Below are 19,816 nucleotides of genomic sequence, written 5' to 3'. Positions count from 1 at the left end.
TGGAACGCATCCATGACGCAATCCTCGACCGCTGCCTGCCAGGCGGCGCTGCTGGCGCTGCTGCTGGAGCAGGACGCGGAGCCGGCGGCAGCGCCGGCCAGCCCCGCGCCCGCCGCGGCGCCGCTGTCTTTCTCGCAGCAACGCCTCTGGTTCCTGCTGCAGTACGAGCCCGGCAGCACGGCCTACAACCAGACCCGCGCCTTCGTGCTGCGCGGCGCGCTTGACCGCCGCGCGCTGCAGGCCGCGCTGCGGGCCGTGATTGCGCGCCATCCCACGCTGCGCACACGTTTCGTCGCGGATGACGCCGCGCCGGGCAGCTTGCCCCGGCAGGTGGTCGAGCCCGCACCGGCCTTTGCGCTGGCCGAAGCAACGCTTCCCGCCGGCCAGGATGCGCTGCAGGCATGCCTCGACGCCGAGGCCGCACGCCCGTTCGACCTCGGCCACGCGCCGCTGCTGCGCGCCACGCTGCTCACGCGTGGCCACGACGACCACGTGCTGCTGCTGTCGCTGCACCATATCGTCTCCGACGCGGTTTCCAACGCCGTGATCGCGCGCGACCTGGGCATGGCCTATGCGCAGGCGCTCGCGGACGAAGGCGAGATCGCGCTGCCTGCCCCCGCCACGACCTTCGCCGCCCATGCCAGCCGCCAGCGCGAACGCCTGGCCAGCGGTGCCCTCGACGCCCAGCGCGCATGGTGGCAGCGCCAGCTCGGCAATCACGTGCCAGCCTTGCAGTTGCCCACTGACCGCCCGCACGGCAACCCCGCGACGCGCGTTGCCCGACGCATCGACACGGAAATCGACCTGCCGCTGCTTGGCGCATTGCGCTGCTTCTGCGCATCGCAGCGCTGCACGCCGTTCGTGGCGCTGCTCGCCGCGTGGCAGGCGCTGCTGAGCCGCTATGCCGACCAGCACGATTTCGCGATCGGCGTGCCGCACGCGGGCCGCGACGGCGACGGGCTGGACGATGTGGTCGGCTTCTTCGCCAACACCCATGTGTACCGCTCGCGCACCGCACCCGGCATCAGCGGCCGCGCACTGTGCGAGCAGCTGCGCACCGACGCGCTGGGGGCGCTCGGCCACGCCGAGCTGCCGTTCGAAGTGCTGCTCGACGGCATGCAGGTGCCGCGCGACGCCGGCCGCAGCCCGCTGTTCCAGGTCATGTTCAACCTGCGCACGGCAACGGCACCTGCCGCGCTGGCGCTGCCGGGCTTGCAGGTGCAGGCAGTGGAAGCGCGCCGGACCGGCGCCAAGTTCGACCTGATCCTCGACGCCGAAGACCGTGGCGACAGCATGGCGGTAAGCCTCGAGTACGACTGCGCGCTGTTCGATGCCGTCACGGCGCAGCGCATGCTGCGCCACTACCTGGCCCAGCTGGGCGGCCTGCTGCACAAGCCCGAACTGCCGCTGGCGGCCACGCGCTTGCTCGGCGACGACGACGCGGCCGCGCTGGCGCACCAGCACGCTGCCGGCCAGCCGGCGCGGCACGTTGCCGCCGAGCTTGCCCACCGCCGCATCCAGCGCCATGCCGAGCAACAGCCGCAGGCCATCGCCCTGCGCCATGGCGAGACCACGCTGACCTACGGTGAACTGGAGCGGCGCACGAACCGGCTGGCGCACCGGCTGATCGCGCTCGGCGTCGGCCCGGAAGTGCGCGTCGGCATTGCCATGGAGCGCTCGCCGGAGATGATCGTCGGCCTGCTCGCCATCCTGAAGGCCGGCGGCGCCTACGTGCCGTTCGACCCGGCCTATCCTGCCGAACGCCTGGCCTACCTGTTCGAGGACAGCGGCATTGCCGCCTTGCTGACGCAGCCCGCGCTGCGCGGCCTGCTGCCGCAGCGTGATGGACTGCCAGTGCTGGAACTCGATGCGCAGGACGATGGCGGCGCCTGGCCCGAATACGCGCCCAAGGTCGAGGTCCGTCCCGAACACCTCGCCTACGTGATCTACACCTCCGGCTCCACCGGCCGGCCCAAGGGCGCCCAGCTGAAGCACGGCAACCTGTCGCGCCTGCTGGCCGCGACGCAGCACTGGTTTGGCTTCGGCCCCGTCGACGTCTGGACGCTGTTCCATTCGTACGCGTTCGATTTCTCGGTCTGGGAGATCTTTGGTGCGCTGTGCCATGGCGGGCAACTGGTGATCGTGCCGTTCCACGTCAGCCGCGCGCCGCAGGAGTTCATCGCCCTGCTGCAGCGCGAACGCGTCACCGTGCTGAACCAGACCCCGTCGGCATTCCGCGCGCTGCTGGCCCAGCCCGAGCTGTACGGCGCGCCGCTGGCGCTGCGCCATGTGATTTTCGGCGGCGAGGCGCTCGATCCGCAGGCGCTGCGGCCGTGGATCGACCACTTCGGCGATACGTCGCCGCAACTGGTCAATATGTATGGCATCACCGAAACCACGGTGCATGTGACCTACCGCCCGATCACGCGCGCCGACCTGGACCCGTCCAGCCGCGCGCGCAGCCCGATCGGCGAACGCATTCCGGACCTGGGCGTGCGCGTGCTGGATCCGGGGCTGAATCCCGTGCCCCCCGGCGTCGCCGGTGAGCTCTACATTGCCGGCGCAGGTCTGGCACGCGGCTACCTGAATCGTCCGGGGCTGACTGCCGAACGCTTCGTGCCCGATCCGTTTGCCGGCGATGGGTCGCCGCTCTACCGCACCGGCGACCTGGCGCGCTGGCTGTCCGACGGTCAGCTCGAATACCTCGGCCGCATCGACCAGCAACTGAAGATCCGCGGCTTCCGCATCGAGCCGGGCGAGATCGAGGCGCGCATCCTGGCGCAGGCAGGCGTGGCCAATGCGGCGGTGATCGCCGCCGAGGGACCGTCCGGGGCGCGGTTGGTCGCGTATGTGGTGCCCGCTGCGGGCGCGACGATCGATGGCGCAACACTGCGCACCGCGCTGGCCGCGGAACTGCCCGACTACATGGTCCCGGCCGCCTTCGTCGTGCTCGACACGCTGCCGCTGACGCCCAACGGCAAGCTAGACCGCCGCGCGCTGCCCGCGCCGGCCTTCGACAGTGCCCAGGACTTCATCGCCCCCGAAGGCGACGCCGAAACCGCGCTCGCCGCGATCTGGTCCGAGGTGCTGGGCCTGCCGCGCGTCGGCCGTGCCGACAACTTCTTCGAACTCGGCGGCGATTCGATTCTGAGCCTGCAGATCGTCGCCCGCGCCCGCGCCGCGGGCTGGGTGCTGACGCCGCGGCAACTGTTCGAGCGCCAGACGTTGGCCGAACTGGCGGCCGTCGCCGCGCCGCTGGTGCAAGATGCGATCCATGGCAACGCCGTGCCCGCAGGCCCGGTGCCGCTGCTGCCGATTCAGGCCGATTTCTTCGACATGCCGATGGCCCGGCGCCACCACTGGAACCAGTCGGTGCTGCTCGATTGCCGCGAAGCGCCGGAGCTGCCGGCACTGACTGCGGCGCTTGCCGATGTGGTGGCGCATCACGATGCGCTGCGCCTGCGCTTCGTCCAGCGCGACGGCGCATGGCAGCAGGCGTATGCCGACGCCGAAGCCTGCGCGGACCTGCTGTGGGTGCGCCATGCCGCGTCGGACGCGGAGCGACTCGCGCACTGCGAAGCCGCCCAACGCAGTCTCGACCTGGCCGAGGGGCCGCTGCTGCGTGTTGTCGCACTGCAATGCGGCGAGCGCTGCCAACTGCTGCTGGTGATCCATCACCTGGTGGTCGATGGCGTGTCGTGGCGCGTGCTGGTCGAGGATCTGCGCGACGCCTACGCGCAACGCCGTCAAGGCCAGCCGGCCGTGCTGCCGGCTCGCACCGCGTCGTACCAGCGCTGGTCAAAGGCGCTGCGCGCCAATGCCAAATCGCGCGGTGGCGAAATGGCGCACTGGCAGACGCTGGCACAAGTCGATGCCAGCCTGCCGTGCGACGATTCAAACGGAGCCCTGACCATCGCCGACCGCGACATCGTCACGCTGACGCTGCCCGCCGAACTGACCCAGGCGCTGCTGCAGCGCGCCCCGGCGGCGTACCGCACGCGCGTCAACGACCTGCTGCTGACGGCGCTGGCGCGTGCACTAGCGGGCTGGAGCGGCCACGATCGGGTGCTGATCGACCTCGAAAGCCATGGCCGCGTCGCCGGGGTTGACGATACCCTCGACCTGAGCCGCACCGTCGGCTGGTTCACCACACTGTTCCCGGTCGCGCTCGATGGCAGCGGTGCGCTCGATGATGCGATCAAGACGGTCAAGGAGCAATTGCGCGCGGTACCCGGCGACGGCATCGGCTTCACCCTGCTGCGCCGCTTCGGCTCGCCCACGCAACGAGCTGCGCTGGTCGATGTGCCCAAGCCTGAAGTGGTGTTCAACTACCTGGGCCAGCTCGACGCCAGCTTTGCCGACGACAGCCCGTGGCGGCTCTCCGCCGACAGCGCGGGCGCCAACCAGGATCCCGCAGCGCCGCTATCGCACCCGTTGTCCGTCAACGGACAGGTGCTGGATGGCGAACTGCGGCTGACGCTGGCCTTCAGCCGGGCACGCCATCAGGCCGACACGGTCCGTCGACTCGCCGCAGCCTTGCGCGACGAACTGGAAGCGCTGATTGCCCACTGCAATGCGGGCGCTGCGGGCTTGACCCCGAGCGACTTCCCGCTGGCGCGGCTGACGCAGGCCGGGCTGGATGCCCTGAAGCTCGATCCGGCGCAGGTGCAGGACCTCTACCCGCTGTCGCCGATGCAGGCCGGCATGCTGTTCCACAGCGTGCTGGCGCCCGAGGGCAGCGCCTATACCAACCAGCTGCGCGTCGATATCGACGGGCTCGATCCGGCGCGCTTTATCGCGGCGTGGCAGGCCGCGCTGGCGCGCCACGACAGCCTGCGCTGCGGTTTCCTGCACCGCGGCGATCAACCGCTGCAGTGGGTCGCCCGTTCGGTGCGGCTGCCGGTGACTACCGAAGACTGGTCCGGCCGCGACGCCGCCGAGCTGGACCGTTTTGCCGCCGCTGAACTGGCCGAGCGCTTCGACCTGCAGCGCCCGCCGCTGATGCGGCTGGCGCTGCTGCGCACCGGCGCGCATCGCCACCACCTGGTCTGGACCGTGCACCACCTGCTGCTCGACGGCTGGAGCACTGCGCAGCTGCTGGGTGAAGTGCTGCGCCACTACGCCGGCGAAACGCAGCCCGCCAGCGGCGGCCGCTTTGCCGACTATATCGGCTGGCTGCAGTCGCGCGACGCCGCCGCCGGCGAAGCCTTCTGGAAGACGCAGTTGGCACCGCTCGATGCGCCGACGCGCCTGCTTGCCGCATTGCCGGCTCCAGAGGACGGCCAAGGCCAGGGCGAACACCACCACGAACTCGACGCCGCCGAGACCACCGCGCTGGTCGGCTTCGCCCGCGCGCAGAAGGTCACGCTGAACACGCTGGTGCAGGCCGCCTGGCTGTTGCTGCTGCAGCGCTGCACCGGCCAGCCCTGCGTGGCCTTCGGCGCCACCGTGGCGGGCCGCCCCGCCGAACTGCCGGCCGCGCAGCAGATGCTAGGTCTGTTTATCAACACGCTGCCAGTCATTGCGTCGCCACGCCCGCAACAACCGGTGGGCGACTGGCTGCGCGAGGTGCAGGCGCTGAACCTGGCGCTGCGCGAGCACGAGCACACCCCGCTCTACGACATCCAGCGCTGGGCCGGCCAAAGCGGCCAGGCGCTGTTCGATTCGATCGTGGTGTTCGAGAACTACCCGGTCGATGCGGCGCTGCGCCGCGCGCCGGCCGGGCTGTCGTTCTCTGGCATCGGCAACCGCGCCGAGACCAACTACCCGCTGGCGCTGGTGTTCGCGCACACCGACACGCTGCGCCTGACCTGCCGCTTCGACCGCGCCGTGCTCGGCGAACCGCAGGCGCGACTGCTGGCGCACAGCCTGTTTGCGGTGCTGCGCCAGCTGGCCGCGGACGCGGCGCGCCCGCTGGGCCGGATCAGCCTCGCCACGGCTGACGCGCCCCTGCCGGCCGCAGCAACTGCTGCCCAACTTGCCCACCATCGCTTCGAAGCCCATGCCGCCTCGACCCCGGATGCCGTGGCGCTGGCGGCTGACCACGTGCAACTCAGCTACCGCGAACTCAATCGCCGCGCCAATGCCCTCGCGCATCGCCTGCTCGCACAAGGGGCAGGCCCCGACGTGCCGGTTGGTGTGCTGGCCGAGCGCTCCGCCGATCTGGTGGTCGCGCTGCTCGCCATCCTCAAGGCCGGCGGCGCCTACGTGCCGTTCGATCCGGACTATCCCGCCGACCGCCTGGCCTATATGGTCGAGGACAGCGGCGTGGCGATGCTGCTGGCGCAGCGGCCCGACGCCATCGCGCCGTTGCCCGCGGCCGTGCCGGTGATCGACCTGGGCGCGCCTTCCCTGTACGACGGCGAGCACGCCAACCCGTCGCCGGCGCTGCATCCGCACCACCTGGCCTATGTGATCTACACCTCGGGCTCCACCGGGCGGCCCAAGGGCGTGGGCGTTTCGCACGGGGCGCTGGCGCATTACCTGCGCGGCGTGCTGTCGCAACTGGCGCTGGCGCCGGCGTCGCGCATGGCGATGGTGTCGACGCCGGCGGCCGACCTCGGCCATACGGTGCTGTTCGGTGCGCTGGCCAGCGGCGGCGCGCTGCACCTGCCGGCGCGCCGCTGCGTGTTCGATGCCGCGGCGTTCGCGCGCTACATGGCGCAGCACCGCATCGGCGTGCTCAAGATCGTTCCCGGCCATCTGCGTGCCCTGCTCGACGGCGCGCAGGCGGCCGGGGTGCCGCTTGCCGACGTGCTGCCCGAACACACCCTGGTGCTGGGCGGCGAAGCCACCGACGCGGCGCTGCGCGCGCGCCTCCACGCAGCCAGGCCCGGATGCCGGCTGGTCAACCACTACGGGCCGACCGAGACCACCGTCGGCGTGCTGGTGCACGTGGCCGGCACCATGCCGCAGCCCGGGGCAGGCTTGCCGCTGGGGCAGCCGCTGGACGGCACCGGCGCGTACGTGCTGGACGCCGAGCTGTGCCCGTTGCCCGACGGCATCGCAGGTGAACTCTATGTCGGCGGACCCGCGCTGGCGCGCGGCTACCTCGGCCGCGCGGCGTTGACTGCAGACCGCTTCGTGCCCGATCCGTTCGCCCGCGACGGCGCACGGCTGTACCGCACCGGCGACCGCGTGCGGCGCCGCGCCGACGGCGTATTCGAGTACCTGGGCCGCATCGACGACCAGGTCAAGATCCGCGGTTTCCGCGTCGAGCCGGGCGAAGTCGCGGCGCAGCTGGCGGCGCTGCCGCAGGTGCGCCAGGCCGCGGTGGTCGCCGCGCCTGCAGCCGGCGGCATGCAACTGGTCGGCTACGCGGTGCCGCAGGCCGATGCGAGGCCCGATCCCGTCGCGCTGTGCCGCGCGCTGGCCGCGACGCTGCCGCCGCATATGGTGCCGGCCGCCATCGTGCTGGTCGACGCGCTGCCGCTCACCGCCAACGGCAAGCTGGACCGCCGCGCGCTGCCGGCGCCGGACGCCGCCGCGCCTTCGGCGGCGGCGGAGCGGGAAGCGCTGAAAGGCGACCTCGAGATCCGTCTCGCCGGCATCTGGCAAGCGCTGCTGCAGGTGCCCGCGGTGGGCCGCCACGACAACTTCTTCGCTCTGGGCGGCCATTCGCTGCTGGCCGTCCAGCTGCTGTCCCGGATCCAGCGCGAGCTTGGCATCGAGGTGCCGCTGGCCCTGCTGTTCGGCGCCGCCACGCTGGCCGAGCTGGCCGCGGCGTTGCCGGCGCAGCAACGCCATGCCGACGAAGCCGCCCTGCTGGAACTGGAAGCGTTCGCCAATACCCTGGAGTCAGTCTGAATGATCGAAGCCAACACCGCGGCCCGGCTGGCCGCGCGCTTTGCCACGCTGGCGCCGGCCCAGCGCCGCGCCTTTCTCGACAAGATGGCCGGGCAAGGCATCGCATTCTCGCAACTGCCGATCCCCGCGCTGCCGCGGCCCGATGCCGCGGCCGGCTACGATGCGCCGCTGTCGTACGCGCAGCAGCGCCAGTGGTTCCTGTACCGCTTCGCGCCGGACAGCGCGGCCTACCATATCAGCAGCCGTGTCGAGCTGCACGGCCAACTCGACGCCGGCGCGCTGCAGGCGGCGTTTGCCACGCTGGCGCAGCGCCATGAAGCCCTGCGCACGGTGTTCCTGGCGGACTCCGATGGCAAGGTGCGTCAACATGTGCAACCCGCAGCCAGCATCGAACTGCCGCTGACCGACTTGTCGGCCGACCCTGGCAGCGCCGATGCGCAAGCCGCGGCGATCGCCGAGGCGCCGTTCGACCTGGCCCGCGCGCCATTGCTGCGCGTACACCTGCTGCGCCTGGGCGCACGGCACCATCGGCTGGTGCTGGCGATGCACCATATCGTCTCGGACGGCTGGTCGATGCAGCTGCTGATCGACGAGCTGGCAGCGGCCTACCGCGCGCAGCGGCTCGGCCAGCCGATGCCCGGGGCCGCGCCCGCGATCGGCTATACCGACTATGCGGTGTGGCAGCGCAACTGGCTCGAGGCTGGCGAACAGGCACGGCAACTAGCCTGGTGGCGCACAACGCTGGAGGGCGCGCCGGGCGTGCTGGCGCTGCCGACCGACCGTCCGCGCCCCGCCGTGGCGGCCTACCGCGCGCAGCGCTGCGAGATCGCCATCCCCGCCACGCTCGCCGATGCGCTGCGCCAACGCGCGCAAGCCAGTGGCGGGACGCTGTTCATGGCCTTGCTGGCCGGCTTCCAGGCACTGCTGTACCGCTATACCGGCAGCCGCGACCTGTGCGTGGGGGTGCCGGTGGCGGGCCGCAACCGCCTGGAGACTGAGCGCGTGGTAGGCCTGTTCGTCAACACGCAGGTCGTGCGGGCAAGACTTGACGGCAGCCAGCCGCTGTCCGCGCTGCTCGGCCAGGCCCGCGAAGCCGTGCTGGGCGCGCAGGCGCACCAGGACCTGCCGTTCGAGCAACTGGTGGAAGCGCTGCAGCCCGAGCGCAGCGTCAGCTACCACCCGCTGTTCCAGGTGGTGCACAACCACCGCCGCGGCGACCGCGCGGCGCGCGTGTCGCTGCCGGACCTGGAAATCGAAAGCGCGCCGGTGGGCGAGCGCACCACGGCGCTGGAGCTGACGCTCGATACGCGCGAGGACAGCGACGGCCAGGTCCATGCCTGCTTCCACTATGCCGCGGAACTGTTCGACGCCGGCACGGCGGAGCGGCTTGCACGCCATTACGTGCGGCTGCTGAGCCGGCTGGCCGACGCTCCGGAACAATCGCTCGATGCGGTGGACCTGCTCGACGAGTCCGAACACAGCAGCCTGCTGGCGCTGGGCCAGGGCGACGCGCCTGCCGGCGAGACCCTGCCGGTGCACGCGCACATCGCCCGCCACGCCGCGGCCTGCCCCGACGCCGTCGCCGTGATCTGCGGCGACCGGGTGCTGCGCTACGGCGAACTGCTGGCCCGCGCCGACCGCCTCGCCGCCGTGCTGCGCGCGCGCGGCATCGGCGCCGAGGACCGCGTCGGCATTGCCCTGTCGCGCTCGCCCGACCTGATCGTCGCGCTGCTGGCGGTGATGCGCGGCGGCGCCGCCTATGTGCCGTTCGATCCCGCTTATCCCAAGGATCGGCTGGCATATTTGTTCGACGACAGCGCGATCCGGCTGCTCGTCACCGAGCCCGCGCTGCTCGATGCGCTGCCCGCGCCGGCGGCGTTGCCGGTGCTGACGATGGATACGGTGGACGACGCCATCTCGCCGCTGGCGGAGCAGCCGATCCACCCCGGCCAGCTTGCCTACGTGATCTACACCTCCGGCTCCACCGGTCGGCCCAAGGGTGTCTGCGTCGCGCACGGCCCGCTCGCGATGCACGTGGCCGCGACCATCGACGCCTACGAGATGGGCCCGCATTCGCGCGAGCTGCATTTCCTGTCGTTCGCCTTCGACGGCGCCCACGAACGCTGGCTGTGCGCGCTGGCCTGCGGCGGCTCGCTGCTGCTGCGCGACGATGCGTTGTGGACGCCGGAGCAGACCGCTGCCGCCATGACCCGCCACGGCGTCACCAACGCCGGCTTCCCGCCCGCCTACCTGCGCCAACTGGCCGAGCATTGCGAACAGAGCGGCGAGCGCCCGCCGGTGGCGCTCTACTCCTTCGGCGGCGAAGCCATGCCGCGCGCCGCGTTTGCGCAGGCGCGGCGTGCGCTGGCGCCGCGGACCTTCATCAACGGCTATGGCCCGACCGAAACCGTGGTCACGCCGATGGTCTGGAAGGTGGGCGCCGACGAAGCCGAGTTCGCTGGCACCTATGCGCCGATCGGCCGCCCGGTGGGCGCGCGCCGCTGCTACCTGCTCGATGCCGAACTGAACCTGGTGCCGCCGGGCGTGGCCGGCGAGCTTTACATCGGTGGCGAAGGGCTGGCGCGAGGCTACCTGAACAAGGGCGGAATGACCGCCGAGCGCTTCGTGCCCGATCCGTTTGCCGGCGATGGGTCGCGACTCTACCGCACCGGCGACCTGGCGCGCTGGCTGCCTGACGGTCAGCTCGAATACCTGGGCCGCATCGACCAGCAACTGAAGATTCGCGGCTTCCGCATCGAGCCGGGCGAGATCGAGGCGCGCATCCTGGCGCAGGCGGGCGTGGCCAACGCGGCGGTGATCGCCGCCGAGGGGCCGTCGGGTGCGCGGCTGGTCGCTTATGTGGTGCCCGCGGCGGGCGCGACGATCGATGGCGCAACACTGCGCACCGCGCTGGCCGCGGAACTGCCCGACTACATGGTCCCGGCCGCCTTCGTCGTGCTCGACACGCTGCCGCTGACGCCCAACGGCAAGCTAGACCGCCGCGCGCTGCCCGCGCCGGCCTTCGACAGTGCCCAGGACTTCATCGCGCCCGAAGGCGACGCCGAAACCGCACTCGCCGCGATCTGGTCCGAGGTGCTGGGCCTGCCGCGCGTCGGCCGTGCCGACAACTTCTTCGAACTCGGCGGCGATTCGATCCTGAGCCTGCAGATCGTCGCCCGCGCCCGCGCCGCGGGCTGGGTGCTGACGCCGCGGCAACTATTCGAGCGCCAGACGCTGGCCGAACTGGCGGCCGTCGCCGCGCCGCTGGCGCAGGACGTCGTGGATGGCAATGCCGTGCCGGTTGGCGCGGTGCCGCTGCTGCCGATCCAGGCCGATTTCTTCGACATGCCGATGGCCCGGCGCCATCACTGGAACCAGTCGGTGCTGCTCGATTGCCGTGAAGCGCCGGAGCTGCCGGCACTGGCTGCGGCGCTTGCCGATGTGGTCGCGCATCACGATGCGCTGCGCCTGCGCTTCGTCCAGCGCGACGGCGCCTGGCAGCAGGCGTATGCCGACGCTGAGGCCTGCCAGGACTTGCTGTGGGTGCGCCATGCCGCGTCGGAAGCGGAGCGACTCGCGCAGTGCGAAGCCGCCCAACGCAGCCTCGATCTGGCCGAAGGGCCCCTGCTGCGTGCCGTCGCACTGCAATGCGGCGAGCGCTGGCAGTTGCTGCTGGTAATCCATCACCTGGTGGTCGATGGCGTGTCGTGGCGCGTGCTGGTCGAGGATCTGCGCGACGCGTACACACAACGCCGGCAAGGCCAGCCGGCCGTGCTGCCGGCTCGCACCGCGTCGTACCAGCGCTGGTCGCAGGCGCTGCGCGCCAATGCCAAAGAGCGCGGTGGCGAAATGGCGCACTGGCAGACGCTGGCACAAGTCGATGCCAGCCTGCCGTGCGACGATTCAAACGGAGCCCTGACCATCGCCGACCGCGACATCGTCACGCTGACGCTGCCCGCCGAACTGACCCAGGCGCTGCTGCAGCGCGCCCCGGCGGCGTACCGCACGCGCGTCAACGACCTGCTGCTGACCGCGTTGGCACGAGCATTGGCAGGATGGATCGGCCGCGCGCAGGTGCTGATCGACCTCGAAAGCCATGGCCGCGTCGCCGGGGTTGACGATACCCTCGACCTGAGCCGCACCGTCGGCTGGTTCACCACGTTGTTTCCGGTCGCGCTCGAGGGCTCGGGCGCGCTCGATGATGCGATCAAGACGGTCAAGGAGCAATTGCGCGCGGTACCCGGCGACGGCATCGGCTTTGGCCTGCTGCGCCGCTTCGGCTCGCCCGCGCAACAAGCTGCGCTGGTCGATGTGCCCAAACCTGAAGTGGTGTTCAACTACCTGGGCCAGCTCGACGCCAGCTTTGCCGACGACAGCCCGTGGCGGCTCTCGGCCGACAGCGCAGGCCCCAACCAGGATCCCGCCACGCCGCTGTCGCATCCGTTGTCGATCAGCGGGCAGGTGCAGGACGGTCAGCTCAGGCTGTCCGTAGCTTATGCCCGTCGCCGCTATCGCAGCGCGACGATCGAAGCGCTGGCGGCGGCGTTTCGCGCGGAACTTGAAGCAGTTATCGCGCATTGCACTGCCGGCGCAGCGGGCCTGACGCCGTCCGACTTCCCGCTCGCCCGCCTTGCGCAGGCCGGGCTGGATGCGCTTGGCCTGGCGCCGCAGCGGGTGCAGGAACTCTACCCCTTGTCGCCGATGCAGGCGGGCATGCTGTTCCACAGCGTGTTTGGCGAGCACGTCGGCGCCTATACCAACCAGTTGCGCGTCGATGTCGACGGCATCGAGCCGGAGCGCTTCCGCGCGGCATGGCAGGCCGTGCTGGCGCGCCACGACACCCTGCGCAGCGGCTTCCTGCACCGGGCCGACCCGCCGCTGCAGTGGGTAGCCAGGCAGGCGGCGCTGCCCGTGCTGGTCGAGGACTGGCGCGGGCGCGGCGAGGACGAGATCGACGCCTTCGCAGACGGCCAGCGCGCACAGGGCTTCGACCTCGAGCGCCCGCCGCTGATGCGCGTGGCGCTGCTGCGCACCGGCGAGCGCCGCCACCACCTGGTCTGGACCGTGCACCACCTGCTGCTCGACGGCTGGAGCACCGCGCAGCTGCTGGGCGAAGTGCTGCGCCACTACGCAGGCGAAACGCTGCCCGCCAGCGGCGGCCGCTTTGCCGACTATATCGGCTGGCTGCAGTCGCGCGACGCCGCCGCCGGCGAAGCCTTCTGGAAGACGCAGTTGGCACCGCTCGATGCGCCGACGCGCCTGCTTGCCGCATTGCCGGCTCCAGAACACGGCCAAGGCCAGGGTGAGCGTCATCACGAACTCGACGCGACCGAGACCGCGGCGCTGGCCGGCTTCGCCCGCGCGCAGAAGGTCACGCTGAACACGCTGGTGCAGGCCGCCTGGCTGTTGCTGCTGCAGCGCTGCACCGGTCAGCCCTGCGTGGCCTTCGGCGCCACTGTGGCCGGCCGCCCGGCGGAGCTGCCGGCCGCGCAGCAAATGCTGGGGCTCTTTATCAATACGCTGCCGGTGATCGCGTCGCCACGCCCGCAACAAGCGGTAGGCGACTGGCTGCGCGAGGTGCAGGCGCTGAACCTGGCGCTGCGCGAGCACGAGCACACCCCGCTCTACGACATCCAGCGCTGGGCCGGCCAAAGCGGCCAGCCGCTGTTCGATTCGATCGTGGTGTTCGAGAACTATCCGGTCGATGCGGCGCTGCGCCGCACGCCGGCGGGCCTGTCGTTCTCAGGCGTGCGCAACCGGGCCGAAACCAATTACCCGCTGACGCTGCTGTTCGCGCATACCGACACGCTGCACCTGACCTGCCGCTTCGACCGCGCACAGCTGGCCGGGCCGCACGCCGCCCAGCTGGGGCAAAGCCTGTTTGCCGTGCTGCGCCAGCTGGCCGTCGATGCAGCGCGACCGCTGGGCGAGATCGCGCTGATGGCGCCGCCCGAGGCGCGCGCCGCGCTGGCGCTGGGTACCGATCCGCAGCCCTATCCCGCCGCAGAACCGGTGCACCGGCTGTTCGAAGCGCGTGTGGCAGAACAGCCCGACGCGATTGCGCTGTGCTTCGGCGAGCAGCGCCTGACCTATGCGGCGCTGAACCGCCGCGCCAACGCGCTGGCGCATCGACTGATCGCGCAAGGGGTGGGCCCGGACGTGCCGGTCGGCGTGCTGGCCGAGCGCTCGGTCGAAATGGTTGTCGCGCTGCTCGCCATCCTCAAGGCCGGCGGCGCCTACGTGCCGTTCGATCCGGACTATCCCGCCGACCGCCTGGCCTACATGGTCGACGACAGCGGCGTGGCGCTGGTGCTGGTGCAGTGCCCCGATGCGATGCCGGTCCTGTCCCGTGCCGTGGCCGCCATCGACCTGGCCGATCCGGCGCTCTATGAGCAGCGCGGCGAGCATAACCCGTCGCCGGCGCTGTCGCCGGAAAACCTGGCCTACGTGATCTACACCTCCGGCTCCACCGGCCGGCCCAAGGGGGCCGGCAACCGGCACGGCGCGCTGCATAACCGGCTCTGGTGGATGCAGGCGCAGTACCGGCTGGACGGCGGCGACACCGTGCTGCAGAAGACCCCGTTCAGCTTCGACGTCTCGGTCTGGGAGTTTTTCTGGCCGCTGATGACGGGTGCGCGGCTGGCGCTGGCGGCGCCGGGCGACCATCGCGACCCGCGGCGGATCGCCGCGTTGATCGCGCAGCATCGGGTCACCACGCTGCATTTCGTGCCGGCGATGCTGCAGGCGTTTGTGGCCGACGGTGCCGATGGTGCCGACGGTGCCGTGGCCGCCGCGTGCGCCAGCCTGCGCCACATCGTCTGCAGCGGCGAAGCACTGCCGGCGGACCTGGCCCGGCGCACCATGGCCCTGCTGCCGCACGCGGGCCTGCACAACCTGTACGGCCCCACCGAGGCGGCGATCGACGTCACCCACTGGACCTGCCGCGACGACGGCGGACACGCGGTGCCGATCGGGCGCCCGATCGCCAACGTCAGCGCACATGTGCTCGACGGCGCCATGCATCCGGTGCCGGACGGCATCGCGGGCGAACTGTATCTCGGCGGCGCGGGCCTGGCGCGCGGCTATCTCGGCCGCGCGGCGCTGACGGCCGAACGCTTTGTCGCCGATCCGCACGGCGCGCACGGAGAACGGCTCTATCGCACCGGCGACCTGGCGCGGCGCCGCGCCGACGGCCAGATCGAATACCTGGGGCGGCTCGACCACCAGGTCAAGATCCGCGGCCTGCGCATCGAGCTGGGCGAGATCGAGGCGCGCCTGCTCGCGCACGGCAGCGTGCGCGAGGCCGTGGCCATCGCGCTGACCGGCGACGGACCGGCGCGGCTGGTCGCCTATGCCGTGCCCGCAACCGACGCGACTATCGACACCGACGTGCTGCGCGGCTGGCTGGCGCAGGCGTTGCCCGACTACATGGTGCCCGGCGCCATCGTCGTGCTGGAACGCATGCCGGTCACGCCCAACGGCAAGCTGGACCGCCGCGCGCTGCCGTCGCCGGAGTTTGCCGGGTCGAGCGCCTACGAGGCGCCGCAGCCCGGCGTGGAGGCGGTGCTGGCGGACATCTGGGCCGCGGTGCTGAAGGTGGCGCGCGTGGGCCGCCACGACAACTTCTTCGAGCTGGGCGGCGATTCGATCCTGAGCCTGCAGATCGTCGCGCGGCTGCGCGCGCAGGACTGGCTGCTGACGCCGCGGCAGCTGTTCGAGCGGCAGACGCTGGCCGCGGTGGCCGAGGCTTTGTCGCCGCTCGATGGCAAGGCCGATGCCGTGCATACCGAGGCAACGCCGCGCCGGACCAGCCTGCGCAGCGAGGACTTTGCGCTGGTGCAGCTGTCGCAAGGCCAGCTCGACGGCCTCGGCCTCGACGCGGCGCGGGTGCAGGACCTGTATCCGCTGTCGCCGATGCAGGCGGGCATGCTGTACCACAGCGTGGCGCGCGCGGATGCCGGCAGTGCCTATATCAACCAGCTGCGGGTCGATGTCGAGGGGCTGGACGCCGCTCGCTTCGCGCAGGCCTGGCGCGCGGCGCTGGGCTGCCACGATGCCCTGCGCACGGGCTTCCTGCAGCGCGGCGAGCAGCCGCTGCAATGGGTGGCGCACGAGGTAGAACTGCCGCTGGCCGAACACGACTGGTCGGCGCAGCCGCCCGAGGCGCTGCCGGCTGCGCTGGACCAGCTTGCCGCGGCGGACCTGGCCCGCGGTTTCGACCTGGAATGCCCGCCGCTGATGCGGCTGACGCTGGTGCGCATTGGCCCGGACCGGCATCACCTGGTCTGGACCGTGCACCACCTGCTGCTCGATGGCTGGAGCACGTCGCAGCTGCTGGGCGAGGTGCTGAAGCGCTACGCGGGCGAGCCCGTCGCGCCGGTTGAAGGCCGCTTTGCCGACTACATCCGCTGGCTGCAGCAGCGCGACGCCGGCGGCGCGCAGGCGTTCTGGGCCGGCCAGCTCGATGGCTTCGACACGCCCACGCGGCTGGCGCAGGCGCTGCCCACGCCGGCCGGCGGCGAAGGCTACGCACTGCTGCAGCACGACTGCGGCGCGGCGCTGACCGAACGGTTGTCGGCCTACGCCCGCGCGCACAAGGTGACCCTCAACACCGTGGTGCAGGCCGCGTGGCTGCTGCTGTTGCAGCGCTACACCGGCCAGCGCCGCGTGGCCTTCGGCGCCACCGTGGCCGGACGGCCCGCGGAGGTGCCGGGCAGCGAGCAAATGCTGGGGCTGTTTATCAACACGCTGCCGGTGCTGGCCGCGCCACGCCCCGAGCAGCCGGTGGAAGACTGGCTGCGCGAACTGCAAGGCTTCAACCTGGCCGCGCGCGAGCACGGGCACACGCCGCTGTCCGATATCCAGCGCTGGGGCGGCCAAGCCGGGCAGCGGCTGTTCGACAGCATCCTGGTGTTCGAGAACTTCCCGCTCGAAGACGCGCTGGCATCCGCCAGCCGCAGCGGCCTGCGCTTCGCCACGCAGGGCAGCACGGGCCTGACCGAATACGAGATGGACGTCGAGGTCAGCCTGCGCCAGACGCTGCGGCTGGGCTTTACCTACATGCGGCGCGCGTTCGACGCCGCGCAGGTGGCGCGCATCTGCGCGCAGATGACGGGCCTGCTGGAAGCCATCGGCACCGTGCCCGGGCAGACCGTCGGCGCGCTCAGCCTGCTGACGCAGGACGAGCAGGCGGCGCTGCTGGCGCTGGGCCAGGGCGACGCGCCTGCCGGCGAGACCCTGCCGGTGCACGCGCACATCGCCCGCCACGCCGCGGCCCGCCCCGACGCCGTCGCCGTGATCTGCGGCGACCAGGTGCTGCGCTATGGCGAACTGCTGGCCCGCGCCGACCGCCTTGCCGCCGTGCTGCACGCGCGCGGCATCGGCGCCGAGGACCGCGTCGGCATCGCCCTGTCGCGCTCGCCCGACCTGATCGTCGCGCTGCTGGCGGTGATGCGCAGCGGTGCCGCCTACGTGCCGTTCGATCCCGCTTATCCCAAGGATCGGCTGGCTTATTTGTTCGAGGACAGCGCGATCCGGCTGCTCGTCACCGAGCCCGCGCTGCTCGATGCGCTGCCCGCGCCGGCGGCGTTGCCGGTGCTGACGATGGATACGGTGGACGACGCCATCTCGCCGCTGGCGGAGCAGCCGATCCACCCCGGCCAGCTTGCCTACGTGATCTACACCTCCGGCTCCACCGGTCGGCCCAAGGGTGTCTGCGTCGCGCACGGCCCGCTCGCGATGCACGTGGCCGCGACCATCGACGCCTACGAGATGGGCCCGCATTCGCGCGAGCTGCATTTCCTGTCGTTCGCCTTCGACGGCGCCCACGAACGCTGGCTGTGCGCGCTGGCCTGCGGCGGCTCGCTGCTGCTGCGCGACGATGCGTTGTGGACGCCGGAGCAGACCGCTGCCGCCATGACCCGCCACGGCGTCACCAACGCCGGCTTCCCGCCCGCCTACCTGCGCCAGCTGGCCGAACATTGCGAACAGAGCGGCGAGTGCCCGCCGGTGGCGCTCTACTCCTTCGGCGGCGAGGCCATGCCGCGCGCCGCGTTTGCGCAGGCGCGCCGCGCGCTGGCGCCGCGGACCTTCATCAACGGCTATGGCCCGACTGAAACCGTGGTCACGCCGATGGTCTGGAAGGTGCGCGCCGATGCGCCCGCAGCCGAGTTCGCTGGCACCTATGCGCCGATCGGCCGCCCGGTCGGCGCGCGCCGCTGCTATCTGCTCGATGCCGAGCTGAACCTGGTGCCGCCGGGCGTGGCCGGCGAGCTTTACATCGGTGGCGAAGGGCTGGCGCGAGGCTACCTGAACAAGGGCGGCATGACCGCGGAGCGCTTCGTGCCCGATCCGTTCGCTGGCGATGGCGCGCGGCTCTACCGTACCGGCGATCTGGCGCGCTGGCTGCCCGACGGTCAGCTCGAATACCTGGGCCGCATCGACCAGCAACTGAAGATTCGCGGCTTCCGCATCGAGCCGGGCGAGATCGAGGCGCGCATCCTGGCACAGGCAGGCGTGGCCAACGCGGCGGTGATCGCTGCCGAGGGACCGTCCGGTGCGCGGCTGGTGGCGTATGTAGTCGCTGCTGCAGGCGCGACGATCGATGGCGCGACACTCCGCACCGCGCTGGCCGCGGAACTGCCCGACTACATGGTTCCGGCCGCCTTCGTTGTGCTCGACATGCTGCCGCTGACGCCCAACGGCAAGCTAGACCGCCGCGCGCTGCCTGTACCGGGAGCTGAATCCGCCGACCAGTACGTGCCGCCGCGAACCGAAGCACAACGCTGGCTCGCGCAGGTTTGGCAAGACGTGCTCGGCGTGCCGCGCGTGGGGCTGGACGACAACTTTTTCGCGCTCGGCGGCGATTCGCTGCTGAGCCTGAAGGTGATTTCCCGCGTCCGCGCCAACCGGGCGCTGGGACTGGACCTGAAGCTGCGCGACCTGATGCGCACGCCGACCATCGGCCAGCTGCTGCCGGACGGCGAGCCGGCCGCGGCCGTGGCTCAAGCCACGCCTGCCGCGGCGCTGCGCGTGCTCGCGCCCGGCCCGGCGCACGCCACGCTGCCGCCGGTGGCCTGCGTCCATGCGGCGCTGGGCACGCTGTTCGACTACGACGCCATCGTCGCGCAGCTGGGCGCGCAGCGCACGGTCTATGGCTTCCAGGCGCGCGCGCTGGCCGATCCGGCATGGCGCGACGCGTCGCTGGCATCGATCGCGGCCGACTATGTGCGGGAATGGCGCGCGGCGCAGCCGCACGGCCCTTACCTGTTGCTGGGCTGGTCGCTCGGCGCCGCACTGGCCACGCTGATGGCGCGCGAACTGGAAGCGCAGGGGCAGACGGTCCAGTGGCTGGGCCTGGTCGATCCGTTCGTGCCGGAGCTGCGTCCGCACGCCAGTGCAACGCCTGGCTGGCCCGCTGCGCTGGCGGCGTTTGCCGGGCGCCTGCTGCCCGGTACGGAACCGCTGGCGCTGCCGCGCGATGCGGCGCCCGAGCCCGACGCCGACGCCGTGCGCGCCGTGCTCGCGCCGCGCATCGCCGCGTCCACGGCGCCGCAGGCAGCGCTGGGCGCGGACGAGCTGGCGCACATGTTCCTGGCCGCGCATCGGCTCGGCGCGCTGGCCGCGGCCCAGCGCGCGCTGCCGGTGGTACGGGCGCCGCGCGCGGTCTGGTGGCGCGCCGGCCGCGACAGTGCCGCCGCGCGGCTGGCCGGCTGGCTGGGCGCGCCGCGCGAAGAGACCGTGCTGGACGGCGTGGACCACCACGCCATCGTGCGCGACCCGCGTTTGCTGGCGCAGCTGGGCCGCAGCGTCGGGCCCCGCCCCGAGTCTCAGCCCGATACCGAGGCGCGGCACCCGGCTACCGGCACGGCCACCCTCCCGACGTAGGAGGCGCGGATGAAACTTTTTAACGCTAATGACAATGATTTGCATTTACAATACGGCCGAAATCGAGAATGCCGAAATCCAGGAGGAATATGCACAGCGGTAGAACGGGTCGTCCGAGCCAGGG

At 71.6% G+C, this 19,816-nt stretch carries 2 protein-coding genes; both read left to right on the top strand.

Annotation, left to right across the window (positions count from 1 at the left end; translation table 11 throughout):
• Window positions 1-12 precede the first annotated feature (12 nt).
• Entirely contained in the window at window positions 13-7,806 is a 7,794-nt protein-coding gene (locus A2G96_RS26060; RefSeq protein WP_062803082.1) for a non-ribosomal peptide synthetase, read from the top strand.
• Window positions 7,807-19,692, top strand: coding sequence for a non-ribosomal peptide synthetase (locus tag A2G96_RS26055; protein WP_062803081.1), 11,886 nt, complete (start codon window positions 7,807-7,809; stop codon window positions 19,690-19,692). It abuts the gene before it with no gap.
• Window positions 19,693-19,816: the final 124 nt, after the last annotated feature.

Source organism: Cupriavidus nantongensis, from assembly GCF_001598055.1.
In the GTDB taxonomy this organism is placed as follows: domain Bacteria; phylum Pseudomonadota; class Gammaproteobacteria; order Burkholderiales; family Burkholderiaceae; genus Cupriavidus; species Cupriavidus nantongensis.
This window is presented reverse-complemented; position numbering and strand designations above follow the sequence as displayed.